Here is a 26,801-nt window from a genome sequence, read left to right as displayed (position 1 = left end):
AATATCTCGGTGATTCATGGAATAATTAATATTGATCACAATGGGATAAAAGCGAAATTTTTAAAGCGACAAACACTCCATTATGATCAATATTCAACCTAAAATCAGTATATCAGTAAATTCCCCATAATTAACCTTAATTTTGTCAAAAAATTTTAAAATTTTCCTCCCCATAATTACCCTAAATTAAAGATGCGAGTAAGAGTCAGATGGCGGATGTAAAATTATCAATCATATCCGGCTAAAATAAAGCATAACGCATACGAAACTGAGATGTTGCCAGAACAGAATATCGATGATGTGCAAGAGCCAATTACTAGCGCCTCGCCGGAAGTGCGGCAGATTATTGAGCGAGTCTGGAACCTAGAAAAAAGCAGGCTAGATAAAAAAAGTAATAGCCCCATCAACGATGATATTTTGGCAATTGTCAAGGAAGCCGTACAATGAAGCTCACTTCCATTAAACTGTGTAACTTTCGCTCTTTTTATGGCAGAACACCGGAGATAGTTTTGGCTGGCGGTGATATTCTCAACACCACAATTATTCATGGTAATAATGGAGCGGGAAAAACCAGTTTACTGAATGCCTTTACCTGGGTATTATATGAGAAGTTTAGTGCTGCCTTTGCTTCAACAGAACAGTTGGTGAACAAAAGAGCGATCGCAGAAGCTAAAACTGGGCAATCGATAGAATGTTGGGTAGAAGTAAACTGGGAACATGAAGGTAAACGTTACAACGCCAAACGCCAATGTCGCATATATAAAGATAAAACTGACTTGGAATCTCTCAAAACAGAATTATTAATGCAAGTGGCTGGGGATGATGGTAGATGGTATTTTCCACTGCAAAAACCAGAAGAAATCATTGGGCAGATTTTACCCGCAAGTTTACATCAATACTTCTTCTTTGATGGAGAACGCATTGAAGAAATAGTTCGTTCTGATAAAAAAGCCGAAATAGCCGAAGCTATCAAAATTTTCTTGGGTGTGGAGGTAATTAACCGTTCTATAAAACATCTTAGTGAAGCCAAGAAAAGTTTAGAAAATGAATTAAAAGCCATCGGTGACTCAGAAATTAAACAACTTCTCAAAGAACAAGACAAGTTAGAACAGGAAATTGCCCAGATAAACACCAGACAAACAGAAATTAAACAAGAGTTAGAATATCAACAAAACTTTAAAAAAGAAACCGGGAATCGTTTACTCGAACTGAGTGCAGCGAAAGAATTGCAAGACAGACGACAAGAATTAGAAAATCAAAAAGCCGCGCATCAAGAATCATGGCGGCAAACCAGAGATGCACTCAAAAAAATCATTTCTGCACGCGGTTATACAATTTTGCTGTCAGACACCACTCAACAATTTCGGACAATTCTCAATGATTTGAAAGCACGCGGCGAATTAACATCGGGTATTTCGCGGGAATTTATTAACGAATTACTCAAAAGTAATCGCTGTATTTGTGGAACAGAATTAAATGCCGGCAGTCATCATCATACTCATGTAAACCATTGGTTAGAAAAGGCTGGTTCTTCGGTTGTGGAAGAAACAGCAATTCGCATGAGCGCCCAAGTCGATGAAATTGATAAGCAAGCCGTAGCATTTTGGGAAGAAGTTGATAGAGAACAAACAAGAATTAATCAGTTACGGCAAAACATCTCACAAATTGAACTTGAATTAGACACGATTCAAGAACGGTTGCGTAAAGATGCGAACGAAGAAATTAGTAGTTTACAAAAACGCTTAGATGAAATTGAAAGTAAAATTGATGAATTAAACCGAGAACAAGGTGCAAATCAACAGCGAATTTCCCATTTAAAAACTGAGATTGATGCTTTGGTAAAACAAATCGCCAAGCAGAAACTCAATGAAGAAAAGCAATTACTCGCCCAAAGACGTATCAACGCCACTCAAGACGCGATTGAAAGATTAACTGAAGTCAAACATCGGCAAGAAAAACAATTTCGGTTGCAATTAGAACAGCGATTACAGGAAATATTCACATCAATATCTTTTGCGCCTTATCTCCCGAAAATTAGCGATAAATATGAACTCACTTTAGTAGAAAATACCACCGGAGTCGAATCACTTGTTGCCGCATCTACAGGAGAAAACCAAATTCTCAGTTTGTCTTTTATTGCCAGTATTATTGATAAAGTCCGCGAATGGAGTGAAAAGCGCAAAGTTTTAACTGTACCGAATAGCAGCACTTTTCCCATTGTGATGGATTCTCCATTTGGGAGCTTGGATGAAAGTTATCGTCGTCGCATTGCTCAAACATTACCTGAGTTAGCAAATCAGTTAATTATTTTAGTGACGAAAACTCAATGGCGTGGTGAAGTAGAGCAAGAAATGGTGAATAGAATTGGGCGGGAATATGTGTTGACTTATTATTCCTCTAAGCCTGATTGTGAGCAAGATTATATTGAGTTGGGTGAGGAAAGATATCCGTTAGTAAAGCAAAGTCCAAATGAGTTTGAATATACTGAGGTGATGGTGGTTGAGCGTAATTGGTGATTTGTTTATCTCGCGCATAGACGCGGTAGCGGCTTCCCGCAGGGTAGGCGCAAAGGCGCAAAGAAAAGCACGCAAATGATGACTTTTGTGAGAGGTCTATCTGATATTAGTGCGTATACGTGCTAATAGATGGCATACTTCAACATGATGGCAAGGTAAACTGGTGGAATTGACTGATGTGAACCTTGTCCTATGCCGAATTTTTTATTGGAAGTTGGTACAGAAGAACTACCTGCAAATTTTCTCAGTGATGCTATCGTACAATGGCGATCGCGCATTCCTCAAACTTTGGCAGCTAATAGTCTCAACAGTTACGCGGTAGAAGTTTACGGTACTCCCCGACGCTTGGCGGTGCTTATCAAGGGTCTACCACAGCAACAACCAGACCGGGAAGAAGAAATTAAAGGCCCTCCCGCCCAAGCAGCTTTTAAAGATGGTCAACCCACACCAGCAGCTATCGGCTTTGCCAAAAAGCAAGGTGTGGAACTTGATGCGCTACAAGTTAGCCCGACGGATAAAGGCGATTTTGTATTTGTTAACAAAAAAACTCCTGGTCGCCCGGTAGCGGAAATTTTGACCGAACTTGTTCCCCAATGGATTTTTACGTTAGAAGGTAAGCGGTTGATGCGCTGGGGTGATGGCGATGTGAGATTTTCGCGTCCGGTGCGTTGGTTGGTGGCGTTGTTGAATGAGGCAATTTTGCCGATAGAATTGGTGAATGGTTCGGATAGAATTAACAGCGATCGCATTTCTCATGGTCATCGTGTTTTACATCCCGCAACTATCACTATTAACCAAGCAACTGATTACGTTGATACTCTGCGTTCTGCTTATGTAGTGGTTGATGACAATGAACGTGCAACGACAATTGCAAAAGAAGTTCACGCCGCCGTTAATTCGGTCAATGGTTCCACAGAAATCTATCCCGATTTATTAACAGAAGTAACTAATTTGGTGGAATGGCCTTCGCCAGTTGTGGGTAAATTTGACGCGGAATTTTTGAATTTACCCACAGAAGTTATTACAACTGTCATGGTCAGCCACCAAAGATATTTTCCTGTTTTTAAAGGAGAAAATCATCAAGAACTATTACCAAATTTCATCACAGTTTCTAATGGCGACCCGACAAAATCAGATATCATTGCTAAAGGTAATGAACGAGTCATCCGCGCCCGATTAGCTGATGGACAGTTTTTCTATAACGCCGATATCGCTAAACCTTTAGAAAGCTTTTTACCCCAGTTAGAAAAAGTAACTTTCCAAGAAGATTTAGGTTCCCTGCGTGTCAAGGTAAATCGTGTAGTTAATATTGCCGAGCAAATTGCCACACAACTGGGATTATCAGCAACAGATAGCCAAAATATTCAACGCGCTGCTTTATTGTGTAAAGCTGATTTAGTCAGCCAAATGGTGTATGAATTCCCAGAATTGCAAGGCATTATGGGGCAGAAATATGCTTTAGCAAGTGGCGAAAATGCCGCAGTGGCAACAGCAATTTTTGAACATTATTTACCACGGGGAGCCGATGACATTTTACCTTCAACTTTAACAGGTCAAGTTGTCGGTTTGGCTGATAGATTAGATACTTTAGTCAGTATTTTTGGCTTAGGGATGATTCCTTCTGGCTCATCTGATCCCTTTGCTTTACGTCGGGCGGCGAATGCGATTGTAAATATTGCTTGGGCTGCGAATTTAGGAATTAATTTAGATAATTTATTGCAGCAAACAGCCGCTAATTTTGCTCAGGAATATAACAAAGAATCAGGGACATTAGTCACAAGCTTGCAAGAATTTTTCCTGCAAAGAATTCGGACATTATTGCAAGAAGAAAAACAAATTGATTACGATTTGGTGAATGCTGTATTGGGCGAAAATGACCCAGAGTATACAGAAAGAGCGTTGCAGGATTTATTAGATGTCCGCGATCGCGCCTTATATCTGCAACAAATCCGCAACGATGGTACTCTCGATAAAATCTACGAAACTGTCAACCGTTCTACCCGCCTCGCCGCCCAAGGTGATTTAGACACCAAACAGCTAGAACCAGCAAATTTAATCAATCCCGAACTATTCCAAAAGTCATCCGAAAAAGCATTTTACGATGCCATTGTGGAATTAGTACCCCAAACCCAAACTGCCCAGCAATCACGGAACTATCAACTGTTAATTGCAGCGTTAGCAAAAATCGCCCCTACTGTCAGTAATTTCTTTGATGGCCCGGAAAGCGTCTTAGTTATGGATACCAACCCAGATATTAAGCGCAATCGCTTGAATTTGCTCGGATTGTTGCGAAATCACGCGCGAGTGTTAGCTGACTTTGGGGCGATCGTCAAAAATCTGTAGCATAAATCAACAAAATATGGTGTAAATGTTGCCAATAAGCGTTAGTATAATGAGTGCTTAACCAGGGGTCTCTGCTACAGTCTATGTCCAAAGCTCATGTGATTGGATTAGGTAAGTCCGGTGTTGCTGCGGCGAGATTGTTGAAACGGGAAGGATGGGAGGTGGATCTAGGCGATCGCAACACCTCTGATACCTTCCTGCAACAACAACAAGAACTTGCTGCCGAACAAATCACCGTTAAACTAGGATATTCCCTAGATTTAACCGATACTGATTTACCCCAATTAATTGTTGTTAGTCCCGGTGTACCTTGGGATATTCCCGTGTTAGTCAAAGCACGAGAACTAGGGATTGAAACAATTGGTGAAATGGAACTTGCTTGGCGACATTTAAAATCCCAGCCTTGGGTAGCCATCACGGGTACAAACGGCAAAACGACCACCACAGCCTTAATCGCCGCCATTTTCCAAGCAGCCGGTTTTGATGCTCCCGCCTGCGGTAACATCGGCTATGCAGCTTGTGAAGTCGCCCTATCCCCCAAACTTCCCGATTGGGTAATTGGCGAAATTAGCAGCTATCAAATCGAATCATCTTCATCCTTAGCACCCCGCATCGGCGTGTGGACAACATTTACACCCGACCACCTCGCCCGTCACCAAACTTTAGAAAATTACTACGACATCAAAGCCAAGCTGTTAAAGCAGTCTCAGTTACAAGTATTTAACGGCGATGATGCTTATTTAAATAAAGTCGGTTTGAATCATTGGCCTGATGCTTATTGGACAAGTGTCAAAGGTCAAGATTTTTTAATTGGTGACAAAGGTTTTTACATTGAAGATGGCTGGGTGATTGAGAAAATCAACGCCACCTCAACACCAACCAGAATTATTCCAGCCTCTGCATTGCGTATGGTCGGAGAACACAACCTGCAAAATCTCCTCATGGCCGTAGCCGCAGCCAGATTAGCAGACATTCAACCCGACGCAATTACCAAAGCCATTGAACAATTCCCTGGCGTTCCCCACCGCTTAGAACATATCTGCACTTGGGAAGGCGTGGACTTTATCAACGACAGTAAAGCCACCAACTACGACGCAGCCGAAGTTGGGTTAGCCTCAGTGAAAAGTCCGACAATTTTGATTGCGGGGGGAGAAGCCAAACCCGGCGATGATACAGGTTGGTTAGCCAAAATCCAAGCCAAAGCCGCATCTGTATTATTAATTGGCGCAGCTGCACCAGCCTTTGCCCAACGCTTACAAGAAGTGGGTTACACCAATTACGAAATCGTGGAAACAATGGCAAAAGCTGTACCTCGGTCAGCAGAATTAGCTAAACAACACCAAGCACCTGTAGTTTTGCTGTCTCCCGCTTGTGCAAGTTTTGACCAGTATCCTAACTTTGAAGTGCGCGGTGACGACTTCCGCCAGTTGTGTTTAGCTTGGGCTGCGCGTTGATAGATTATATAGCTTTTGGAAATGCTTTTAGAGTAGCGATCGCACTGTGCCAGTTGCGTAAGTCCTGATAGTATTAAACAGGATTTTTCTGTGTAACATCCTATGGCTCAACACTCAAAAAAGTGACTCGAACAAGTGCAAAATGTTATCTGAACTTAAGTACTACAATCATTTGTAAAATTTCTATATCTTTTTCTTCTTTCTTACCTTTGCGTCCTTGGCACGACAGTCGCTTCAAGCCGGGAAACCCGTCCAATGCGCTGCCTCTTTCTTGGCGGTTCGTTTCCATATCTATGTTTTTCACTACTCATTTAGGATTGCTATATTCTTAGAAAAAACGATTAAATTAGGGTTTAAGCTAATTCATAACTCAGGTTAATTACAATTAAACTAGCTATTAGCTAGTTTGCGCTATGATTCTTCAAACCAAAAATCAATTAACTTTACAAGAGTTTTTGCATCTTTCTTCTGGTGAGGGAGATACTACCTATGAACTTGTGGATGGTCAAGCTATTTCTAAAATGTCGCCACAAAAATTTCACTCTAAACTGACTCGCGTCCTGCTTAACTTGATTGAACAATTATGTGGAGCTAATGGAGAAATATGTCCAGAATTGGCTGTTTCTTTAACTCGTAGGGGACGAGATTGGGTTCCTGTACCTGATATTTTATACATCTCTAACGAGCGTTTACCTTCAGACTGGGAAGAAGAAGGAGTATGTTCTGTTCCGCCAGATTTGGTGATTGAGATTATTTCACCAGGGCAAACCTTTGGTCAGATGATAGCTAAAGCCAAAGATTATTTAGATGCAAAAGTGCTGCGAGTGTGGGTAGTTGATAGCAAAGCCAGAAGTATTACTGTGTTTTTCCCCGATGCAGCACCACAAACATATATGGGGGATGAAATACTGCAAGATGCACTGTTCCCAGGGTTAGAATTTACAGTTGAGCAAGTATTTTTACAGGCAAAAATACCGTTAAAGTAGTTATTTTGCAGTTATGAATTATTAGTAAAGTGCCAAATTACTGATTTTTCAAATAATTCGGGGATCTGATATAGGACTTATATTTGATTTGGGAAAAAAATCAGTACACTCAGATCAGGCTTCTTTCCTACTCCCGACTCCCCATTCCCTATTCCCTACCTACACAAATAAATTCAGAAATCAAACCGGATTCCTATATATGCTAACTCAGTACAATTACTAATACCAATAAGAAGAAATGATTAATCACCTCAAATATGGGGTGATGACTGTTACCCTAGTGTATATATGACATGAAGTGAACGACAGCATAACACTCAGGGATTGCTCCATGAAAAGATTCATTTGCTTACCGATAATGTCTTCTTTATTGATGAGTGTGGGATGCCAAGTAGCTCTTTCTCAAAGTTCCAACTATGATGTTAAATCGGGGTTAATTACTGCACAAACATTATCTGAGTTAAATCCAGCTAATGTTGTGAAAGTTGCTGAATTGACTAACAAAATTGATGAAGAAACGGCTTTGAATTTGGTTTGGAAGTTGCCACAAGTACAACGCAAAGCCAGGGAAATCGCCAAGCTTTCTAGAGGGACAATTAAATTAGGGGCGGTAGTTGATGGTTCTCCTACGGAAAATGAACCTTACTACACGGTTCGTATATTTGAAAATCAATCAGACTATGATTCCACAATTTATTGGTTTCGGGTGTTTAATAACAATGGTCTGATAGAAGTTCTGGATGTAATTGAGAATAAATACATCAGTTTAGATGAATGGCAACAGCAATTAAAGCGATAGAAAATTGCTTAATCTGTATTCTGCATAAGCGACTTGATAGTAATGAAAGCTTGGTGGGCAATCTGCCCACCCTACATCTGAGTGTTGCGATCGCACTCTATATGACCAGTATAAAACTCATATTTGATTGTGCAGAAAACTAGATATTGGTAAGGTGGGCATTTGTCAATCATAAACATGACCACCCTACACATAATTTAAAAATCAAAGCTGATTACTATATTAATAATCGGTAATTAGTAATTTAACTATTACTTTTTCTGGGCAACTACACTTTGTGCTTTATCTTCCATTTCTAAAAGTTCTGGAACAGTCACAAAGCTGTATCCTTGTTTCCGAAATCTATTAATAATTTCTGGTAAAGCCTGCACAGTGCGGGAGCGATTTCCACCACCATCGTGCATCAGAACAATCCCACCTGGTTTAGCTAGTTGAAAGACATTATTAATCAATTTGGGTACAGCAGGCTGAGAATAGTCTACAGAATCAGTTGACCACATCACAATTGCATATTTGGCGTTTTTAGCGTATGCGGCTACGCCATTGTGCATGATTCCTCCAGGTGGGCGAAACAAATTTGTTTTGACACCTGTAATTTTATAAATCAACTCGGTTGTATGCTCAATTTCATAGGCTGCTGCCTGTTGATTCATGACATGATACCAGTGATGCCAAGTGTGGTTAGCAACAACATGACCTTCTGCACTTACCCGCTTGAGTAAGTCGGGGTAATTTTTGACGTTTTGACCAACAACAAAAAATGTGGCTTTGACATTATTCTGCTTGAGAATGTCTAGAACTTGAGCAGTACTTTCAGGCCAAGGGCCATCATCAAAAGTGAGTGCAATGACTTTTTGATTAGGACTAAGTTTAGCCTCTTTAATAACTGCTCCTTGAAAGCGTTTCGCTAAAGCATAACCAAGACCTTTAGCTTGTGCTTCTTGTTGCCAAGTTGTCAGCATTGCTGCTTTTAATCCTTCAATGCGCTTTTGCGTACCTACTTTGGCAACTAAATTATTATTGATATTTATATTCTGACTGCTTTGGGCTTCAGAAGCATTTGGCCTCAAAAGCATCATCATAGCAATGCTTAATGTAGCACCTAGGGCAAGCAACGCAATTAATATACCTTGCGGCCAAAGTAAAGATTTATTGTTTTCCACTTCATAGCTCCTTCAAGGGTCGAACCATTATGTATGGTTCTGACGGTAATTTATAGCACACTTTTCTCTAAAATTTAGATTCCCAATTACTTTCTACTAATCCTGAAAATTTGCCTCAGTTTTACAGAATTTTATCTGGAATTTTCCTTCGTATGAGGCGGGTTATGGTATCAGTAATCTCTCTGAAAGCGATCGCCCAGAGCCACTCGGACTACTTAAGTATTTTCACTCTTTATCGTTATATTAATACTGCTCATACTGATAGTAATCACAGTCTGCTTGTATTAGTTTACTAATCATTTTCTTAACCTTCAAGAAGCCTCCTGTAAGATTTATACAAACAATAAAATTCATAATTTATACAATTCCACATACAGTTAATAACTACTTGCATAGATTATTTGTTCCCTGCAAGTTGCATTTAATATTGTATATTTTACTGCTAAAAAATATTCTTTCTGTTTGAATAAAAAATTAAGTTTTTCCATACACAATAGTTTCTCCTAGCTTTTGATTGATATAGTGGTCATCAACAAAAGCTAGTTTCTCATTATCAAGCAATATTAAGCCGTTAATTTCTATACTCTTTAATCATTCATTGGCAATGATATGATTAATCCATGATTTTAACTACATTTTTGTACAATAATGCTACGGGTTGAAGATAACTTTTGTCAAAAATTTAAATAAAATTTAATATTGTTGTATTCTATGTATATAGTTAGAAAAAACTATAATAATTCTTGCTAACTATAGGAATCATATTTGATGTCTGGAAAAAATCAGTACACCCACAAAATGCTCTTTTCTACTCCCTACCCCCAGCCTTTACAGATAATTTCAATAATCAAAGCAGATTCCTATATCTTGCAACTATTTAGTCTATTGTCTATTTTCGGAAAAATTTTGTTTTCCCGATACCTACTTGTTTGAGACATCAAATATCAACGATATAGACAGTTGATTATTTGCGCCAAACTACTAAGATTACACCCACAACAATAAAGCTTAAACCAACTAGGCGAATGAAGGGTATAGGCTCTTTCAAGATCCAATAGCCAAGCAACACAGAGAAAATGTAACCGATAGATACAGATGGGCCAGCAACGCTCAGGTTAACTCTAGATAGTAGCAGGATATAAAACATCGCCCCAAAACCGTAGCAAGTTAATCCAATTAATAGTTCTGGGATTGTGATAATACCCAGAATGTGAGTGATGGCGTTGCCTAAATTCACCCTGCCTAATTTATTTGCGCCTATTTTCAGAAAAAATTGTCCGGCTGTGCTGATGAGAATGGATACAATTAATAAACTAAATTCTTGGGGGGTCATAAGCTGTTACACACCTAATTTATACATTCAGACTAGAGGGAGTCTGATGTTTTACTCCTCAATCAAAAATATGCAAGTTAAATGTGGAACAGTTATGTATTTTGATGACTGTTGCTTAACTTGATATAACAGCCATTATTTAGACTGCATTTCTGAGACTTTAATTAAACCGCCGGTTTCTTTGACAGTATATATGGGGCGGGCTTTGACTTCTTCATAAATTCGGCCGATATACTCGCCTAAAATTCCTATACAAATCAACTGCACAGAACCGAGAAAAAAGATGGCAATTGTAATTAAACTGTAACCAATTAAAGGACTAGCATGGTCAAATAAGCGCCAATATAGGACGAGGATGATCATCAATAGAGCGATCGCAGCTGCTACCATACCTAAGTAGGTTGCCAGTTTTAATGGCACAGTAGAAAAGGAAATAATTCCATCGACAGCCAAAGCCCAAGATTTACCGAAAGTATACTTAACTTTGCCTGCAAAACGCGGTTCTCGTTCAAACAGTACAGCAGTTTGGCGAAAACCCGCCCAAGCGCGTAAACCCCGAATGTAACGGTTACGTTCGGGCATAGCATTGAGAATATCGACAACTTGCCTGTCTAGTAAACAAAAATCTCCGGTATCTGTGGGGATATCCACATGAGATAAACGTCGAAGAATGCGGTAAAAAGCATAGGCTGTAAAACGTTTGAGCCAACTTTCTTGTTTACGAGCTAAACGTTGAGCGTACACTACTTCGTAGCCTTGTTGCCATTTTTCCACCATCTGAAAAATTAGTTCTGGGGGATCTTGCAAATCCGCATCCATAATAACTGCACATCTGCCTTGGACAAAATTTAGTCCAGCCGTGACAGCAGTTTGATGGCCAAAGTTTCGCGCAAAACTCAGGTAACGAACTCGACTATCACGATGGCGGAGTTCTCGAATCATACTCAAAGAGCGATCGCGGCTACCATCATCGACTAAAATAAATTCCACCTCACCATCTAAATGTTCTGCTACATGATGCAGCCGACGGTACATTTCCGTGATATTCTCTTCTTCGTTATAAATAGGAATGACCAAAGAGTATATTGGTTGAATCACAGTTTTTATCAGATTATTTCATCAAGACAGCAAGAAAAGGACAGATTCAAATAGATATATACTATAAACTTGGTGATGTCGTTCCTGATATAAAATTCCTTAAAATTATATAGGAATCTGGTTTGATTTCCGAATCTAGTTGTGTAGACAGGGAATGGGGAATAGGGAGTGGAGAGTAGGAAAGAAGCATTATCTGAGTGTATGGATTTTTTTCATAAATCAAATATGAGTCGTATATCTATTACAAATCGGCGTAAATAAACCGACCAGAAGAAACTGTTAAAAGGCTTGTGGGATCACTATTCTTTCTTTTTCCTTTTAACCTTTTACTTTTGCCTTGTTGTACTAGTGATCGTAATCAATAAACAATCAATAAAATAATTAAACTAAATTTATTTATGCGCCCATTCCGAGAAACTGAATGGCTATTAACCTTGCTAATAGGTGCTTTACTGCTGTGGTTGCTGTGTTTAGGAAATTCCCCCTTACGGGACTGGGATGAAGGTACAGTAGCACAAGTCGCCAGGGAAATTTGGCGTGCTGCTTTTGGTTCTCTGCATTGGCTGTATCCAACTTTAGGCGGTGAACCTTATCATAATAAGCCACCTCTGATGCACTTGTTAATTGCTTGGTGTTACTCTCTAGGCGGTGTAAATGAATGGACAACACGCCTACCGGGTGCTTTATTAACTGCCTTGGGAGTGCCGTTATTGTATTTAGTAGGGATTTTGTTGTTTAACGATAGTTTACCTGCGTTGTTTGCGGCTTTCGTTTATTTAACAACTTTACCTGTCGTGCGTCATGGACGCTTGGCAATGCTAGATGGTACCAGTATTACATTTTTCTTACTATTATTATTTTGTTTATTAAAATCACGTCAGCAAAAACCTTGGGCTTTAGGTGTGGGATTTTGTCTAGGGTTAATTACCCTGACTAAAGGAATGCTGGTTTTGTTGCTGGGAGGTATTGCTGGATTATTTATCTTGGCTTCATCACCGTTAATTGTGTTAAACAACCCTTACTTATGGGCTGGAATTGTGTTGGGAATTGCGCCGGCGATCGCGTGGTATATTGCCCAATGGCAGCATTATGGTAGTAATTTCTTCCAGATAAATTTACAAGCGCAAACATTTGACCGCATATCCCAACCTGTTGAGGGTAATACAGGCGCTCCTTGGTATTATTTAATTGAGTTATTAAAGTATGCTTTTCCCTGGTTGTTATTTTGGCCGGCCGGATTTTATCTAGCTTGGAAGAAACGCGATGCTAGTTGGAGTCGCTTAATTTTAATTGGTACGATTGTTTACTTTATCGCTATCTCTTTGATAACTACAAAATTGCCTTGGTATGTTATGCCTATATATCCATTTTTAGCCTTGGCAATTGGGTTAGAACTGAGTGAAGTTTGGCGAAATCAAGTAATTAATCGGCGAGTTTGGGCAATATTTATAGTTATAATGGCGTTGGCTGGTTTAGGAGGTTGTGTTTACTTTATTCTTGCCCAGGAAGAGCCTGTATTAGTTGGGATGGCTATAATTTTAACGATGAGTCTGAGTTTAGCAGCATGGTTGATTTATAAATGCGATCGCAGATTTATTCCTGTGTTATTTTCTGGGATGTATTTAGTACTATTACTATTGATGAGTTCCCAATCTTGGATTTGGGAATTAAATGAGGCATTCCCGGTTAAACCCGTCGCCGCCTTAATTCGCACCCATACCTCCCCAGGTACAAAAATCTACACCTCATTTGCTTATAGCCGCCCTAGTTTAAATTTTTATTGTGATTGCCAAGTAATTCCAGTAAATGCCCCAGTCTTCAAACAAATGTTGGCTAATAAGTCTTATTTACTACTAGACAACAGCGCCTTACATAATCTAAATTTACCTGTGAATAAAATTTTAGATACTGCCGAAAATTTTAGCTTAATTGCACCATTATAATTTTGCCTATGCTACCCATAAATTTTGAGCAAATCGTACAGAAACACTAGCTAACAAAATACCGAAAAATATTACAGTAGCGTATCCCCAACGCGGATAACGAGACAAAACTAGACCCAAAGCTACAGTTAAAGAAATAACGCCATAGGCTAATCTATTCAGTGACCAAGTTCCACCAGAAGCAAAAATTAAGCCTAACGAACAACAGCCATAAATTAAGGTAATTGGTGTTAATTGACTGCGACAATGCCATAACAGATAAGTGCCGCCTAAAATTGTGATAGTGTTGATTAAAGGATCACCAGCTAATAGCCATAAAAGTAAAATTAAGGCATAAAAACCAAAGTCTAATTTCTGAACATCTAAATTTTTCCGAAAGTACCATAATAAAAAACTGCAAATTACAATACTTAGAAATAACAGTGGATGCCAAGGATCTTTCAGATAGCCTGCTGACCAATTTCTTTGACCCACTGTAATTTGCATCAGCATTTTTAACCAGCCTTGCCAGTAAAAACCTAATGAGGGTCGCCATGCTTTTTGTGCATGAAAAAATGCTAAAGCATCACCAAATTTAACTTGACAATATAGGCTGTAGAGAAGTATTCCCCCACTAGTAGCTAAACTAGCAATGTAAGTTTTTATTCCTCTTTTTTCTTTCCAAGCAGTCAGTAAACAAGCAGTTACTAATGCTATCCCTGTTGGACGCGTTGCAGTAGCTAACGTGCCAAAAATCGCTGTTTCTAAGTTCTGCTGTTTATCAAATGCTCGTAAAGCTGCTGTACTGAATAACAGATACAAGCCTTCTGAGTAAATAACTGTGCCAAACAATGACATAGGAAACCATACCAATACCGCTATCATCCATCGTGCTACTTTAATCCCATAAAATTCATTTATCCATAAGTAGGCAACAATCAGAGCAATTAAAAATGCCACATTATTAACTATTGTACCCGCTACTATAAATGGCAAGCCAAGACTCATAATCGCACGGCTTAACATCGGAAATAGTGGAAAAAAAGCAACGGAATATTCCTGTCTCTCTACTGAAAAATCGTAACCAACAGTAGCAATTTTTTGATAGTGTTCACTATCTGAGTTCAAAAACACATCCCAACCAAAAGTTACATTTGTAGCGTTAGAGGGATTTATGATTAAAGGAGCAATTATTAACATAGCAGTGGCTATGAGCAGTCTACTAAATAGCCAGATAGCCAGAACAAATAATAAATTTTTATTTAAATACAATCGTTTTTTTAGCATTGATACAAATAGCTATGATTTAGTGAATAAATAAACATCATCTCGCTGATATGCTAGAACAAACTGCGGATTATTTTGTAGTTTAATAATTAGACTATTAACAAAGTTTTGGTTGCTTAACCAACCGGGATGACGAACATTTAGCAATATATAATTAAATTTACTTAAATCTTGTTCAGGTAAATTTGCATTTGTAAATTGAATTATTTTGCGGTGTGTTAAATGGGGTGTAATTTCAGCAGTAGTATAGACACCTGCTGGTGTTTTAACTAGGGCAATAGCTTCACGCATCGCTGACCAAGTATCGAAAGATTTTAAATATATTGACCAAAAATAACCATACTTTGCTAAGGCTAAAAAAGCTACTAAAGCCCATAAAATAATTGCTTTTTTAGTCTGTAATAGACCTCTACCATACACCAAAGTTTGCATCACTGCCAAAAACATGAATGGTACTATGGGTAAAGAGTATTGAAAAAACAAATCTTTTTGCTGCAAAGAATCAGCCAATAAGTTAATTCCTAAACAAGGAATAGCCCCCACTAAAGGAGCCATACTACTCAAAGAAAGACCCCAAACCACCGGGATGACTAATAGGAATAAGTAGAATAAGTTTTCTAAGGAAAACAGGTTATGAAAAAACAATCCTGGGCTGAAAAATAAGTTTTTAGCTATCTCTGAAAAAGAGTTTCCTAGATGACTATATCGATGGATGTGACGCTCTAGGGATGCAGCAGAGCCGCCAAAATATGGGATGATAACCTGAGTAGCGATCGCAAACCAAGAAATCCCTCCCAGTAGCGCGGTTAAACCATATAAACGCCGCTTCTCAAAAAATATTAACCAAATTCCCATTGCTGCAATAGTTAAGGCGAATACAGCCTTACATCCCAAAACTATAATAATGCTGCCACAAAATAACCAATATTTTCGGTTTCTCGCTGCCCAAGTAGCCCATAAAATGGCGCTGGGGATGATGACATCTAGATGGAAATCATATAAATTAATGTTGAAAAGTAATGGGTATAATAGGTAAGCGATCGCTACAGCTAAAGATATTTCTTTTTTCAAGCCAGCCTGTTTTCCTAATAGCGCAATTGGTAAAGCGCCTGACGACAAAACCACGGACTGGACGGCAAATAACCAATGTACGTCTGGGTAAATTTTGTACAATAAACCCAAAGGATACCATAACCAAGCCGCATGATCACCAAGAATATGAAATCCCAAGAGGGAAGAAATCGGCTTTTCTCCCTGACTAATTAAATAAACTACCTGATCAAAAATTCCTAAGTCAGCAGAGGCTGACTGAAATAAATTATGTCGGATACTACTACATACAAATAAAATTAAGGCATTTATACCGATTATCCAAAATATAGTTTGATTTGCTGGTGATCGCATAAAAATGTTTAGCTAAATTTATAGTTTTGACTAATTTTTCTGTACCATTAGGACAACAGAGACCCCAAAAGGTAAACTGAACGAATTCATAAAATAACGTTCACTAGCAAATAAAAAAGTTAAAAATTTATTGATGGGTTTTGCGGGTAAATTTAAATCACCACTGGCATCTGATTTTTTATCAAGTTTGAGCAGATTTTTTAATAAACGTACTCCAGCTACCAAGGGAAATAACCAAGTATTAAAATAGCTACCATAGTGGATATGATAACCAGCTAGTCTCACAACTCTTTTTAATCTTTTCAATGTATAGCGACGTTTATGATAGTTAATTTCATCATGGTAACTCCATAAAAATTGATAAGCCGGCACTGTAATTAATAACCAACTATTTGGTTTTAATCTGCTAGACAATGCTTCTAAAGCAGCTAAATCATCATCAATATGCTCTAAAACATCTAAGATAACAATTAAGTCATATTGGTCGTTAAAGGGAATTTGATCAGGTAAACTACCTTGTTGGACTGTAGTAACTTGCCTTTCATTCGCTAACTGACAAGCTGTTTCATCAAACTCCATCGCTGCAACTTCACCATAACGCGCCAACATCCTTAAATTGCCACCAGTACCACAGCCAGCCTCTAGAATTTTGGCATTGTTTGGCAGTTTGAGTTGAAGAATCAGTTTTTCTACAATTTGGCGACGACCGACAAACCACCAATGTTGATCCTCAACAGCCGCATACTTGAGATAAAAATTTTTATCCATACCAAAATTTGGTGTTTGAGTAACAATGCCAATATTTTCACACTTTTTTGTACTGCAAATGCAGTTTCATAACTCAGCATTTTTCATGATTAATTGTGGCGATCGCTGTTATAAATCAGTCCCAAGCAATTTATAGTGGGAGTTATCTCTAAATTATTAAGCAATTGTGAAAGCTATTACTCTTCTTGGTTCCACTGGCTCCATCGGTACTCAGACTTTAGATATTGTCGCTCAGTACCCAGATAAATTTCGGATTGTTGGATTGGCAGCAGGTAATAACGTCGAGATGTTGGCGGATCAAATTCGGCAGTTTCGACCAAGTATAGCAGCGATCGCAGCTGAAGATAAATTACCTGCACTCCAAGCCGCCATCCAAGACCTCAATCCCCAACCCATTTTAGTGGCTGGTACCGCCGGAGTGATTGAAGTTGCCCGCTATGGCGATGCCGAGACTGTTGTTACCGGGATTGTTGGTTGTGCTGGTTTATTACCCACCATCGCTGCCATTGAAGCAGGTAAAGATATTGCCCTCGCCAACAAAGAAACTTTAATTGCCGGCGGCCCTGTAGTTCTCCCCTTGGTGGAAAAACATGGGGTAAAACTCTTACCTGCCGATTCGGAACACTCAGCCATATTTCAATGCTTGCAAGGTGTTCCCACAGGCGGACTGCGGAAGATTTTGCTGACAGCCTCCGGTGGTGCTTTCCGTGATTGGCCTGTAGAAAAGTTGCCAGAAGTCACCGTCGCCGATGCCCTCAAACATCCTAACTGGTCGATGGGCAGAAAAATTACGGTAGACTCAGCGACTTTGATGAATAAAGGATTGGAAGTTATTGAAGCTCACTTTTTGTTTGGCTTAGACTACGACAATATCGAAATCGTCATCCATCCTCAAAGCATTATTCACTCGTTAATTGAGTTACAAGACACCTCTGTATTAGCCCAACTTGGCTGGCCAGATATGCGTTTACCCCTGTTATATGCTTTATCTTGGCCCGATCGCATTTACACAGACTGGGAACGTCTCGATTTAGTCAAAGCTGGCAGTTTTACCTTCCGTGAGCCAGATCATCAAAAATATCCTTGTATGCAGTTAGCTTATGCCGCAGGTAAAGCAGGTGGTTCGATGCCAGCCGTGTTGAATGCAGCTAATGAGCAAGCTGTAGCTTTATTTTTAGCAGAGAAAATTAGCTTTTTAGATATTCCCCGGTGTATTGAATGGGTATGCGATCGCCATCAAAATGATAACTGTACAAATCCTTCTTTAGATGACATTTTGGCAGCAGATCAATGGGCAAGACAAGAAGTTTTAACCGCAACTAAAAATTTAGTAACTTCCCCGCAGATGATTTCTCTGCACTAAAAACTCAGATATAACAATCCTTTGATTTGTAACAATTCTGTAATTCAGATACCTGGCTTCTTTGATAAGTCTGGTATCTTGTTTTTTATAAATTTTTTCTAAAGAATAGGCGTAAACAGAAATTTATTCAGTAATTTCCGCTATCATTACCACAATAGTTTTTACCTAATTTTATCCCCTAATTTATTCTGAATTCTTCTTAAATAATTACTATGATCCCAACTTTAATTATTGCTTGGATTGTATTTACAATATTATGGAAAGTTATCAAAACCACTGTGAGTAATGCCCTGACTATTGCGGCAATTATTATTTTATTACAGGTAGGTTTTGGCATTACACCGATGGATATTTGGCATCAGATCACTCAGTTTACTCAAAATCTTTTGCAAATTCGCCTGAATAAATAATCAGAATACAGGCGCAATTATCTCAGGACTTACGCGCCAAGATTGTCCAAACAGTTTGGGTATAAGGGTGTAGGTGTGAGGTTTACTTATTCAAAACCCTTACACCCTACACCCAATTTCCACAGATTATATTTGCGCCTCAGTCCTGATTAATTACCATGTAATCCCGCAATCTTCGCCAGCGCATCCTTAACATTTGCAGGTAGCTGGCGCATAATCTTACCTCTTTCTCTATCTAGTGCGACTAAGGTGACTTTAGCGGTGACATACAATTGCTGTCCATCAACAGAAACAATTGCATAATCCCAATTAATCCGCACACCAGTGACTTCCGTCATCCGAGTTTTGACAATAGCCTGCATACCCAATTGAATGGAACGGTGATAGCGTATTGAAATTTCTACCACTGGTAAATCACAGCCTAGTGCTACTAAATCAGCAAATTCAATCCCGATAGAGCGCAAACACTCTACCCTTGCTTCTTCCATCCAAGTTAAATAAGTACCATGCCAGACAATACCTGCATAGTCAGTATGATGGGGTTGTACTCTAATCGGATATTCAAACCAACTCTCAAACGCACGACTCTCTGTAACTTCAATAGCATCGGTTGGTGGTAGTGCTGGGTTTGGTTGTGATTCAGACATTTTCCAGTTTGTGACTAACTATGGTTTTCCACCTCTGGAATATCACAAAAATGAGACATCTATGCCACAGGACTGCCAAAATCACCCTGCGATCGCATGTCATAATTTAAATCACCATCAGCCAAAATATCTCTCAGTTGCCTGACCCTCATATCACAGATGTAGCAACCAACAATTTAATGATTTTAAATGTCACACAGAACAATGACATCACCAAGTGTTTCTTGCTTGGTCAATTCCCAATTTTTTTTCAATCAATGTCGCAGATGCACAAAATTCGCAAAATTGTTTCTATCTTCAGTTCACAGAAACAAAACATTTCACAACCTAGCTATTTGCCAATCTTATTGAAGGTAATGGTTAATAGGTAATGGAGGATGAAAAACCCTACCACAATTACCAATTACCAATTACCAGTGAGCCATTGTTAATGAGCAACTTATTCTCGGAGTTTGTTTGAAAATAACCCATCAGATCCCGAAACCCTTAACTCTTCTTGGCTAAGGTCTTACCACTTGTATAAGCTGGTACAGATTGCTTCACAAGATTTGCCAGTTCCTGTAACTGGTTAATTGCTTCCGCTCCTTCTAATTTCATTAATTCGCGGTCATCCCGCATTTCTGTCCAAGTAATTCCATAATCTGATACCAAAAATCGAATCAGATGGTTATTTCCCAGGCTCACCATAAACGAAGCACTGTTCATCTGGTCGCCACAGGTATAACAAGACGCAGGATAACCACGCCGTTCTAGTACAATTGCCAAGGCTTGTAGGTTCATTACCAAGTCTTGAACAAATTGCCGATGTTGATGTGCTAATCTCAGAAACACGTTTGTCCTCCAGACACCACAGTCATTTTAGTCACTTTTATATTTTTTTTAGATTTTCTTACCCACTGGTATTGTAAACTATCCATTACAATTCCCGGTTATATTTGCAGTAGTTAATTAACTACCTAGCTTAGGGTATGAGATAACTGTTCAGTTTGCCGTATCAAACTATTCAGTTTGCAAGTTTAATCTTTCAGACAGAACTTTAAAAATTATTGTTTCTTCATATACTTCTGTCATTAAAGATGATAGCTTACGGCGATCCGTTTTAAGAGTAACCCAAATTTGGTACTAGTCAACCACAGAAAAGCTACGGATATCGCGTTTACTAGCTATGTGTAGCCTAACCTATGATGTGCAGAAGCTTGAATCTCCTTTAATGTTCTTTACGCCTTTGCTTGGCTAGTCAACTGAGAGTATCTTTAACTCTAAGTTTGGTATGACTCAAGGGTTAGGTAATAAATTTTGAGACCTCCTAAATAAATATATGGAGTTTGGTAGAAAAACTTGCAGAGGTGAGATGCTGTGTAGCAGGAATATTAATAGCTTGGCAGAAAATTTTGATACAAAAAGTGTTCTGAGTCACTAAGATAATTTTTTACCCAACTATCTCTAGACACAAACCAGAGAATAACCAAACCGAGAATAAGTATGTTGCCAATTCGCCAGTTATAGGAGGAGGTAGGAGGCAGGAGGTAAAAGTCTTACTATAACTAGCATTCGTGCTTTTTGAAGTCTTAACTTATACTTTGACTGCTACAACTTTGATGGCAGATAACAGACAACAGGTTTGGCAAGACTGAGATCGCAATTTCCAATCTAAAACCTAAACTGAGATAAGATGCAATAAATGATTAAGTATACTTATACTCCTAAAATAAGGAGTGCTGATTTTTCCAGAAATTGCTGTTAATTCATCATATTTTAGAGCTAGGGTTTGTCACTCTAACGATAGTTAGAGATTAATGCAACAAACAGATGTATAACTTGAGCAAATATTTATTTTAGGGTGCGATCGCCCAAACTTTTTTCTAACAACCTATTTGTATATTTTTATAAATAATTAACAAGTTTAACGAGGTAGCGCATCATCCAGCCGGAGTTGGATACGGGGTAAAAGCACAGAATTAATTGCTTGACTCAGACGGTACTGTTGTTGGCTATAAGTATCATCAACCAGTGTACAGACTGTAAAGGTGGGTTGTTTCGGTTTCCCAATAAATGCAACACCACCTAATCCCCGATAATCAACAATCCAATATTCTGGAATGCCTAAGAGTGCATACTCCTCAACTTTGCGTGCATAGTCAGTTTCCCAATTAGTATTGACAACTTCCACCACTAATTTAATCGAGCGCCCCAAGGTAATTACTGGTTCTCGCTCCCATAAAGGTTCACGGTCAAGAACCGTTTCATCCAGCACCACAACATCAGGACGACGAACTGTAGCAGCCTCAGCAAAAGGGTAAATTAGACAAGTGCGAGGAATAAACCAAGGCAGTTTTTCTGTAACTAAGTGACTGCCAATTTGGGTTGCAAGTTTGCCACTTACCGTTTCGTGTGGGCCAGTGGGTTCCATATCAATTAGTTCTCCATTGGCCAATTCATAGCGAGGATTGTCTCGGTATTGCGAGAGAAAATCTTCAACAGTCAGGGTTTGCGGTGAGATATATGTCATAGTGCTAATTGATTTTCTTTCCACCCTTGGCTACAAAAGTTCCGCACTATCCAGGGAGTTGCTTTTTCAAAGCTTCTAAGCCAGCCCAACGGCTATCAACAGGCTGTTCTGGCTTCTCATCCACACTAGCCAAAATACCTGGACAATTTAAGTCACACAACTGACGTTGAGGCATTTCTAAGCATATCTGCTCATACAGCCATTCACTAGGAAAAAAATATCCATTGGGCGACAAGGTTTCTACCAAGTCTTCCATAGCTACTTCTCGTTCTAGAGGCAAGTCTTGTGGTTGATTAGCTACCTCATCCAACCAAATAACTTCTTTAGTTTTTACCGCTAAACGGTGATTATACTGCTGCAAACATCGGTTACATGTACAGGTAATAATTGTTTCTGCCTGACCGGACACTTCTAGGTAATTACCGTGATGCTGTACACGAATACGACCTCGAATTGGTGTTAACGTTTCTAGCCCAGGCAGAAACTCTTGAACCTGAATTTCCTCTGTCCGCTCCGGGGCTTTAGTGAGCTGCGGAATAAAAATTGCGTCCATAGGATTTGTGAGATACCCTCACTCAAATTTGTGTTACTAATCAGCGATTTTGCTGATACTACATTTTGATTTTAGCTCTTAGCACAGTCGCAATTGTTAACTGAGAGAGCTTTCATAACTCCATAGCCGGACGCACAACCAAATTCCGATGTGGTTCTTTGCCACGGCTGAAGGTTTCTAAATCAGCAAATTCCTTCAAAAACGTGTGGATTTGCCGCCGTTCAGCTGAACTGAGAGATTTAATTTCCACTTCTCGACCAAAACTCCGCACTTCATCAGCTGCGGCTTCCGCTAAAGCGCGAATTTCCGCTTGTCTTTTCACCCGATAACCATTTAACTCAATGGTATAGGATGCTTGTTCTGCTTGTGCTTGGTTCAAGTTAAGGACGGAATTAGCTAAATACTGAATTGCGTCCAAAACCGAACCATCAGCACCAATCAGAACTTTGATTTGCGTTGGAGTTAAGTTGGTTTCGTCAATTGTCAACCAGTAATTATCCGGTTCTGGGGCATCATCATCTTGAGGCGGGGCTACTTCTATATTGCCTCGAATCTCCGCAGAGACCCCAGTGAGTTCCAGCAGTGATTTTAACCACTGCTGACCTCGCTGCATGGAACTGTTAGTCATCTATCAACCTGTAGGCTTTTTCTTAGAACTTTTTGGTTCAAAAGGTAATGCTTTTTGTTCTGCCACTGCTGCTTCTTTCTCTTGGATGGCTACAATTTTTTGCAGTTCCTCTGGTAAGGGTTCACGAGAGAGAATGTAAGTTTGCAGAGTTTGGAAAATATTACCAATTACCATATACATCAACACCCCAGCAGGTAAGGGGAAGAATAAGAACATCCCAGAAAAGATGACTGGGGTGATTTTGTTGACTGTATCCTGTTGGGGGTTGCCGCCACTGGAGTTCTGCCCGGAAAGGATTTGGCTGACGTAGAGACTGATCCCAAAGAAAATGACCATCGCTACAATATCCCAGTGGATGGTACCGTCGGGATCAACTGCACCAACTCTACCCAAGGCATCGATGAATAAAAATCCTTTGTCGGCTGCTAGTCCAGGAATTGTGCCTTGCAGTGTCACATCTCCAGGTTGTAAGGCTTCAATATTACCTTCAGCATCGATTTTGATTCTTTCTTCGCCTTTGGTGATTTTCCATTCGGGCGTGAGTTTGGTTTCTGGGTGTTCTGTTAATAAGACATCAAAAGGCTTACCTTCTAATGTCTGATATTGAATTTTGGTTTTTTCTCCGACGGCTAGTTTGCTACCGCCAGGGAGAATAGCAGTTACTTTATGATGTTCCCCATCAGCAACGTAGATGTTTTGTGGGGAAGTCGCAAAGGCTTGTGGTTGAATTCGTTCGATTTGTTCAGATGGCAAGATTTGCAGGTTGACGGAGTAATTTACGCCGGCAAACGGTGATCCCCGTAAAGTAGCAAACAAAGCTAACAATACAGGCATTTGCAACAGTAATGGTAAACATCCTGCCAAGGGGTTGCCGAACTCCTTTTGGACGTTCATCATTTCTTCTTGTTGCTTTTGCGGATCGTCTTTATAGCGTTCTTTGATTTCTTGCATCCGCTTTTGCATGAGAGGCTGCACAATTCGCATCCGCCGCATATTGCGGATTGAACCAGCACTCAGGGGGTAAAGCGCAAAGCGGACTATCAATGTCAAGGCCACGATCGCCAATCCATAGCTCGGCAAAATGCCGTAGAAAAAGTCTATGATTGGCAACATGACGTTGTTTGAGAGGAAGCCGATACCAAAGTCCATTATTCTGAATTCAACCTGAGGTACTGTAAATTTAACTGAATCTAATTTATCTAAATCGTGATTCGGCTGCGACTATCTCTCGCTACGGATAGCCGCACCAGGGCAAAATTTGGGAGTGGGGAGTTGGGAGTGGTGTGCAGTTCTTAATATGTGGGAAGTTTTGAATTTTTTATTTTATACAGAATTCCCCACTCCCTATTCCCTACTCCCTACTCCCTACCTGTTATTAAGCCGCGCTATAAGTGGGATTTTTGGCAGCAATTTTTTCATTGATGTAGTCATATACTTCGCGGAAATTGGGAACTGCCCGCATTTCTAAGCGACTGCCATTTCTGAGGGTGACTACCATATCTCCCCAAATGCCAACACCACGGGGAACTTTGACGATTTTGACAATTTCTGAGTAAATAATGTCAGTGCGATCGCGTCCCATCCAACCGCCAGTTACTGAAATCCGTCGGTCTGTAATGCGATAGCGCAGCCACAATGCTCTGACAATCGCTCCAACTGTTAAAGGAATACCAACAACAGTCAGTCCAATCAGCAAGTTGAGAATTAAGTCCCCAACGTGAGGCCCGCCTTCATAATAAATTTCTTCACGAATGCCCATTTAATACCTCAGCTTGTGCCAACAACTGCTCTAATTCTTGCAGAAATTGTTGGCTTCCGCACTTAGATTCTGCTGTTGTTGGTTTTACCACAAATACCAACCGCCATCCTGGAGATAATTTTGGCAACAACTGATGCAAGGCTGCTGCCATTTGTCGTTTAATGCGGTTACGCACGACAGCCTTTTTACTGACTTTCGTGCTGATCGATATGCCAATTTTTGTACTATCAACTTTTTTGGTATCAGTTGCTAGTTTAGTGGTAGCGGCAGTATCTCCAGCAGATTCTGGAGTAGCTTTTGGTTTTAAAGCTCTCAAAGTGAAATGAGAGCTTTGTCGCCGAATTCCTTCGCGGAAAACTGCCTGAAAATCTTTGCGAGATTTTAGTCGATTCGCCTTGGGCAAAGCCACAGCCCCTCTAGTTGCTGAAAATGCTCTATACGCTCAGACGATAACGTCCTCTTTTTCTCCTAGCTTTGATGACGTTTCTGCCGTCTGGTGTTCTCATTCTGGCACGAAAACCGGAGGTTCTTTTTCTCTTACGGCAAGTACCACGCAGGGTTCTTTTCATACTGCTGTCCTCTAAGGCGATTCTTATAAAAAGTCACAATCTATAATCTTACCACTGCTTGTAGTCAAGAGTCAAAAGTCTATCGTCTAAAACCCTTGACTGTTGAGCCTTGATTCACCGAATTTGAGATTTTAAGTTTTGGATTTTGGATTGCTGGGTTGAATCTAAAATCCAAAATCTAAAATTGATTCATCCCCAAGCTGCATCCCGGAATTGGTGCAGTCAATCTAAAATCTAAAATCCAAAATCTAAAATTGATCGACTTGAGATTTAGCTGATACTCAAAATCCAAGTTCCTATGTAGCGTAGTAATGGAGTATCACCTGGTGAGAGAATTTGACAGTTGAAATAGAAAACTCCCCCAAATGAAGGATTCTCTACATTAGATAAAACTAACTCCACAGGGCCGCCTGCGGGGACTGGTTCTTCGGGAAATATTTCGATGATGCGGGCTTCTTTATCCCATTTCACTTCCGAAATCGGTACTTTTTTCCCTCTAAATCTGACTTCTACTCTCTTGGGATCAAAACTGCCTTTGTAGTAGTTGGGGTAAGTGATGGCAAATTGCGCCACCGCCAATTTCATTTTTTGTTGAGGAATCCTCAGAATATATCTATCTCTACTGTTTGTTTGTCCGCCAAAATCCAAACGGAAAGGTAGCTGATTTTCGGCTTTGATACCGCTAAATAATGTGAATCCAGGTAAGCTTTGTGCAGAGACTTGAGTAGTCAATCCTGTTAAAAGACAGCTAGTTACAGCTAAAGCGAAAAGAATTGCGAATTGTGGCTTGCGTATCAGCCAATGACTGAACAGTGGACGTTGCATAGTTAGGCTCCTCTAGCAGATATAACCTGTTTATGTAAATACTCTTGTTGAGTATTCTTAACTAAACTTTACTACCGAATTCTTGACTATGGACGATTAGGGAAAATAAAAAGTGCCATAGCTGAGGAGTTAGAGAGGCTAGAACCTCATGATTAGTATTGTGACTCAACATTTTCAACTCAGTACTCAGAACTGGAAAATGTGTGGATGTTGCTAAATATGTACAACTGTATATAACTTTTGCGGGTTTTGTTATAAAAATTGAGCTATAAAATTAGCGATCGCCATGAAGATTGGGCTAGATTAATAAAAATAAGTCAGCAGCAATCTAAAGAGTAATCTTTAAAAATACATCAAATTATTAAGCTTTAAAAATTTCAAGTAGATTCCACTATGTAATTAAGGCAAAATCTTGCAATCTGGAAAATAACCTAAAGACTAAAGATGTAAACTTGGGAATCAACA

The 26,801-nt window shown here is 39.6% G+C and carries 27 protein-coding genes; 10 read left to right on the top strand and 17 right to left on the bottom strand.

The genetic code is table 11. The features are described 5' to 3' along the window. Nucleotides 1-273: 273 nt before the first annotated feature. The 4 genes from H6G77_RS15685 (at nucleotide 274) to murD (ending at nucleotide 6,313) form a co-directional block, all read left to right on the top strand. Nucleotides 274-447 (top strand): hypothetical protein, encoded by a 174-nt coding sequence (locus H6G77_RS15685; protein WP_190589295.1) that lies wholly within the window; start codon nucleotides 274-276, stop codon nucleotides 445-447. Beyond that, on the top strand, nucleotides 444-2,516 hold the full coding sequence (locus H6G77_RS15680) for an AAA family ATPase (protein ID WP_190872025.1): 2,073 nt from the start codon (nucleotides 444-446) through the stop codon (nucleotides 2,514-2,516). Before H6G77_RS15685 ends, H6G77_RS15680 begins: the two co-directional genes overlap by 4 nt. A gap of 192 nt (nucleotides 2,517-2,708) precedes the next feature. Further along, on the top strand, nucleotides 2,709-4,859 hold the full coding sequence (gene glyS / locus H6G77_RS15675) for a glycine--tRNA ligase subunit beta (protein WP_190872024.1): 2,151 nt from the start codon (nucleotides 2,709-2,711) through the stop codon (nucleotides 4,857-4,859). An 83-nt stretch (nucleotides 4,860-4,942) separates the two neighbouring features. After that, on the top strand, nucleotides 4,943-6,313 hold the full coding sequence (gene murD, locus H6G77_RS15670; protein ID WP_190589287.1) for a UDP-N-acetylmuramoyl-L-alanine--D-glutamate ligase: 1,371 nt from the start codon (nucleotides 4,943-4,945) through the stop codon (nucleotides 6,311-6,313). A 145-nt stretch (nucleotides 6,314-6,458) separates the two neighbouring features. Here murD and H6G77_RS15665 read toward each other — a convergent pair whose 3' ends face one another. Then, nucleotides 6,459-6,602, bottom strand: a complete 144-nt coding sequence (locus tag H6G77_RS15665; protein ID WP_190589285.1) for a hypothetical protein — start codon at nucleotides 6,600-6,602, stop codon at nucleotides 6,459-6,461. Nucleotides 6,603-6,726: 124 nt separating this feature from the next. On the opposite strand from H6G77_RS15665, the gene H6G77_RS15660 reads away from it, so the two are divergent. The 3 genes from H6G77_RS15660 to H6G77_RS15650 all read left to right on the top strand — a co-directional run bounded on the left by H6G77_RS15660 (nucleotide 6,727) and on the right by H6G77_RS15650 (nucleotide 8,241). Beyond that, complete coding sequence (locus H6G77_RS15660) at nucleotides 6,727-7,299, top strand: Uma2 family endonuclease (RefSeq protein WP_190589283.1); 573 nt, start codon at nucleotides 6,727-6,729, stop codon at nucleotides 7,297-7,299. 331 nt (nucleotides 7,300-7,630) lie between these two features. Continuing rightward, on the top strand, nucleotides 7,631-8,098 hold the full coding sequence (locus tag H6G77_RS15655; protein ID WP_190589281.1) for a hypothetical protein: 468 nt from the start codon (nucleotides 7,631-7,633) through the stop codon (nucleotides 8,096-8,098). Then, nucleotides 8,074-8,241: a hypothetical protein gene (locus H6G77_RS15650; protein ID WP_190872023.1), complete on the top strand. Its 168-nt coding sequence runs from the start codon at nucleotides 8,074-8,076 to the stop codon at nucleotides 8,239-8,241. Before H6G77_RS15655 ends, H6G77_RS15650 begins: the two co-directional genes overlap by 25 nt. Before the next feature lie 108 nt (nucleotides 8,242-8,349). Here the strand turns inward: H6G77_RS15650 and H6G77_RS15645 are convergent, their stop codons facing one another. The 3 genes from H6G77_RS15645 to H6G77_RS15635 all read right to left on the bottom strand — a co-directional run bounded on the left by H6G77_RS15645 (nucleotide 8,350) and on the right by H6G77_RS15635 (nucleotide 11,692). Next, entirely contained in the window at nucleotides 8,350-9,261 is a 912-nt protein-coding gene (locus tag H6G77_RS15645; protein WP_190589279.1) for a polysaccharide deacetylase family protein, read from the bottom strand. 964 nt (nucleotides 9,262-10,225) lie between these two features. Further along, the gene (locus H6G77_RS15640) at nucleotides 10,226-10,594 is read right to left on the bottom strand and encodes an EamA family transporter (protein ID WP_190589277.1); all 369 of its coding nucleotides are present in this window, start codon (nucleotides 10,592-10,594) and stop codon (nucleotides 10,226-10,228) included. A gap of 135 nt (nucleotides 10,595-10,729) precedes the next feature. Further along, nucleotides 10,730-11,692, bottom strand: coding sequence for a glycosyltransferase (locus tag H6G77_RS15635; RefSeq protein ID WP_190872022.1), 963 nt, complete (start codon nucleotides 11,690-11,692; stop codon nucleotides 10,730-10,732). A gap of 398 nt (nucleotides 11,693-12,090) precedes the next feature. Between H6G77_RS15635 and H6G77_RS15630 the strand changes: the two genes are divergently transcribed. Continuing rightward, complete coding sequence (locus tag H6G77_RS15630) at nucleotides 12,091-13,635, top strand: glycosyltransferase family 39 protein (protein ID WP_190872021.1); 1,545 nt, start codon at nucleotides 12,091-12,093, stop codon at nucleotides 13,633-13,635. Nucleotides 13,636-13,641: 6 nt separating this feature from the next. Here H6G77_RS15630 and H6G77_RS15625 read toward each other — a convergent pair whose 3' ends face one another. The 3 genes from H6G77_RS15625 to H6G77_RS15615 are packed head-to-tail and all read right to left on the bottom strand — an operon-like array spanning nucleotide 13,642 to nucleotide 17,073. Beyond that, complete coding sequence (locus tag H6G77_RS15625; RefSeq protein WP_190872020.1) at nucleotides 13,642-14,901, bottom strand: hypothetical protein; 1,260 nt, start codon at nucleotides 14,899-14,901, stop codon at nucleotides 13,642-13,644. A gap of 12 nt (nucleotides 14,902-14,913) precedes the next feature. Further along, nucleotides 14,914-16,305 (bottom strand): DUF2079 domain-containing protein, encoded by a 1,392-nt coding sequence (locus tag H6G77_RS15620; protein ID WP_190872019.1) that lies wholly within the window; start codon nucleotides 16,303-16,305, stop codon nucleotides 14,914-14,916. 30 nt (nucleotides 16,306-16,335) lie between these two features. Next, a complete protein-coding gene (locus H6G77_RS15615) occupies nucleotides 16,336-17,073 on the bottom strand; it encodes a bifunctional 2-polyprenyl-6-hydroxyphenol methylase/3-demethylubiquinol 3-O-methyltransferase UbiG (protein WP_190872018.1) in 738 nt (245 codons plus the stop codon). 166 nt (nucleotides 17,074-17,239) lie between these two features. On the opposite strand from H6G77_RS15615, the gene dxr reads away from it, so the two are divergent. After that, complete coding sequence (gene dxr / locus H6G77_RS15610; RefSeq protein WP_190589267.1) at nucleotides 17,240-18,436, top strand: 1-deoxy-D-xylulose-5-phosphate reductoisomerase; 1,197 nt, start codon at nucleotides 17,240-17,242, stop codon at nucleotides 18,434-18,436. A 212-nt stretch (nucleotides 18,437-18,648) separates the two neighbouring features. Beyond that, nucleotides 18,649-18,846, top strand: coding sequence for a hypothetical protein (locus H6G77_RS15605; protein WP_190589265.1), 198 nt, complete (start codon nucleotides 18,649-18,651; stop codon nucleotides 18,844-18,846). A gap of 149 nt (nucleotides 18,847-18,995) precedes the next feature. Here the strand turns inward: H6G77_RS15605 and H6G77_RS15600 are convergent, their stop codons facing one another. The 10 genes from H6G77_RS15600 to H6G77_RS15555 all read right to left on the bottom strand — a co-directional run bounded on the left by H6G77_RS15600 (nucleotide 18,996) and on the right by H6G77_RS15555 (nucleotide 26,336). Beyond that, nucleotides 18,996-19,493, bottom strand: a complete 498-nt coding sequence (locus H6G77_RS15600) for a thioesterase family protein (RefSeq protein ID WP_062297527.1) — start codon at nucleotides 19,491-19,493, stop codon at nucleotides 18,996-18,998. A gap of 486 nt (nucleotides 19,494-19,979) precedes the next feature. After that, nucleotides 19,980-20,324, bottom strand: a complete 345-nt coding sequence (locus H6G77_RS15595; RefSeq protein WP_190589263.1) for a DUF1815 family protein — start codon at nucleotides 20,322-20,324, stop codon at nucleotides 19,980-19,982. A gap of 1,072 nt (nucleotides 20,325-21,396) precedes the next feature. Continuing rightward, nucleotides 21,397-22,002 (bottom strand): Uma2 family endonuclease, encoded by a 606-nt coding sequence (locus tag H6G77_RS15590; RefSeq protein ID WP_190872017.1) that lies wholly within the window; start codon nucleotides 22,000-22,002, stop codon nucleotides 21,397-21,399. Between the two features lie 46 nt (nucleotides 22,003-22,048). Then, nucleotides 22,049-22,555: a DUF177 domain-containing protein gene (locus H6G77_RS15585; RefSeq protein ID WP_190589259.1), complete on the bottom strand. Its 507-nt coding sequence runs from the start codon at nucleotides 22,553-22,555 to the stop codon at nucleotides 22,049-22,051. Nucleotides 22,556-22,667: 112 nt separating this feature from the next. Then, on the bottom strand, nucleotides 22,668-23,183 hold the full coding sequence (locus tag H6G77_RS15580; RefSeq protein ID WP_190589257.1) for a R3H domain-containing nucleic acid-binding protein: 516 nt from the start codon (nucleotides 23,181-23,183) through the stop codon (nucleotides 22,668-22,670). A 3-nt stretch (nucleotides 23,184-23,186) separates the two neighbouring features. After that, entirely contained in the window at nucleotides 23,187-24,332 is a 1,146-nt protein-coding gene (gene yidC, locus H6G77_RS15575) for a membrane protein insertase YidC (protein ID WP_190589256.1), read from the bottom strand. Between the two features lie 226 nt (nucleotides 24,333-24,558). Then, nucleotides 24,559-24,942: a PH domain-containing protein gene (locus H6G77_RS15570; RefSeq protein ID WP_190589254.1), complete on the bottom strand. Its 384-nt coding sequence runs from the start codon at nucleotides 24,940-24,942 to the stop codon at nucleotides 24,559-24,561. Beyond that, nucleotides 24,929-25,351, bottom strand: coding sequence for a ribonuclease P protein component (gene rnpA / locus H6G77_RS15565; protein WP_190872016.1), 423 nt, complete (start codon nucleotides 25,349-25,351; stop codon nucleotides 24,929-24,931). Before rnpA ends, H6G77_RS15570 begins: the two co-directional genes overlap by 14 nt. A 25-nt stretch (nucleotides 25,352-25,376) precedes the next feature. Then, nucleotides 25,377-25,511, bottom strand: coding sequence for a 50S ribosomal protein L34 (gene rpmH, locus H6G77_RS15560; protein ID WP_190589250.1), 135 nt, complete (start codon nucleotides 25,509-25,511; stop codon nucleotides 25,377-25,379). Nucleotides 25,512-25,781: 270 nt separating this feature from the next. Beyond that, nucleotides 25,782-26,336: a DUF2808 domain-containing protein gene (locus H6G77_RS15555; RefSeq protein ID WP_190672960.1), complete on the bottom strand. Its 555-nt coding sequence runs from the start codon at nucleotides 26,334-26,336 to the stop codon at nucleotides 25,782-25,784. Nucleotides 26,337-26,801 lie beyond the last annotated feature (465 nt).

The sequence above is a fragment of the Aulosira sp. FACHB-615 genome (assembly GCF_014698045.1).
Classification (GTDB): Bacteria; Cyanobacteriota; Cyanobacteriia; order Cyanobacteriales; family Nostocaceae; genus Nostoc_B.
Note: the sequence above shows the minus strand (reverse complement) of the source record. Positions and strands in the feature narration are given on the sequence as shown.

Bases quoted from the DNA above. Each gene is read 5' to 3' on its own strand.
- H6G77_RS15685 (WP_190589295.1), top strand. From the start codon at position 274: ATGTTGCCAGAACAGAATATCGATGATGTGCAAGAGCCAATTACTAGC.
- H6G77_RS15680 (WP_190872025.1), top strand. From the start codon at position 444: ATGAAGCTCACTTCCATTAAACTGTGTAACTTTCGCTCTTTTTATGGC.
- glyS (WP_190872024.1), top strand. From the start codon at position 2,709: ATGCCGAATTTTTTATTGGAAGTTGGTACAGAAGAACTACCTGCAAAT.
- murD (WP_190589287.1), top strand. From the start codon at position 4,943: ATGTCCAAAGCTCATGTGATTGGATTAGGTAAGTCCGGTGTTGCTGCG.
- H6G77_RS15665 (WP_190589285.1), bottom strand. From the start codon at position 6,602: ATGGAAACGAACCGCCAAGAAAGAGGCAGCGCATTGGACGGGTTTCCC.
- H6G77_RS15660 (WP_190589283.1), top strand. From the start codon at position 6,727: ATGATTCTTCAAACCAAAAATCAATTAACTTTACAAGAGTTTTTGCAT.
- H6G77_RS15655 (WP_190589281.1), top strand. From the start codon at position 7,631: ATGAAAAGATTCATTTGCTTACCGATAATGTCTTCTTTATTGATGAGT.
- H6G77_RS15650 (WP_190872023.1), top strand. From the start codon at position 8,074: ATGGCAACAGCAATTAAAGCGATAGAAAATTGCTTAATCTGTATTCTG.
- H6G77_RS15640 (WP_190589277.1), bottom strand. From the start codon at position 10,594: ATGACCCCCCAAGAATTTAGTTTATTAATTGTATCCATTCTCATCAGC.
- H6G77_RS15630 (WP_190872021.1), top strand. From the start codon at position 12,091: ATGCGCCCATTCCGAGAAACTGAATGGCTATTAACCTTGCTAATAGGT.
- H6G77_RS15625 (WP_190872020.1), bottom strand. From the start codon at position 14,901: ATGCTAAAAAAACGATTGTATTTAAATAAAAATTTATTATTTGTTCTG.
- H6G77_RS15620 (WP_190872019.1), bottom strand. From the start codon at position 16,305: ATGCGATCACCAGCAAATCAAACTATATTTTGGATAATCGGTATAAAT.
- H6G77_RS15615 (WP_190872018.1), bottom strand. From the start codon at position 17,073: ATGGATAAAAATTTTTATCTCAAGTATGCGGCTGTTGAGGATCAACAT.
- H6G77_RS15605 (WP_190589265.1), top strand. From the start codon at position 18,649: ATGATCCCAACTTTAATTATTGCTTGGATTGTATTTACAATATTATGG.
- H6G77_RS15600 (WP_062297527.1), bottom strand. From the start codon at position 19,493: ATGTCTGAATCACAACCAAACCCAGCACTACCACCAACCGATGCTATT.
- H6G77_RS15590 (WP_190872017.1), bottom strand. From the start codon at position 22,002: ATGACATATATCTCACCGCAAACCCTGACTGTTGAAGATTTTCTCTCG.
- H6G77_RS15585 (WP_190589259.1), bottom strand. From the start codon at position 22,555: ATGGACGCAATTTTTATTCCGCAGCTCACTAAAGCCCCGGAGCGGACA.
- H6G77_RS15580 (WP_190589257.1), bottom strand. From the start codon at position 23,183: ATGACTAACAGTTCCATGCAGCGAGGTCAGCAGTGGTTAAAATCACTG.
- yidC (WP_190589256.1), bottom strand. From the start codon at position 24,332: ATGGACTTTGGTATCGGCTTCCTCTCAAACAACGTCATGTTGCCAATC.
- H6G77_RS15570 (WP_190589254.1), bottom strand. From the start codon at position 24,942: ATGGGCATTCGTGAAGAAATTTATTATGAAGGCGGGCCTCACGTTGGG.
- rpmH (WP_190589250.1), bottom strand. From the start codon at position 25,511: ATGAAAAGAACCCTGCGTGGTACTTGCCGTAAGAGAAAAAGAACCTCC.
- H6G77_RS15555 (WP_190672960.1), bottom strand. From the start codon at position 26,336: ATGCAACGTCCACTGTTCAGTCATTGGCTGATACGCAAGCCACAATTC.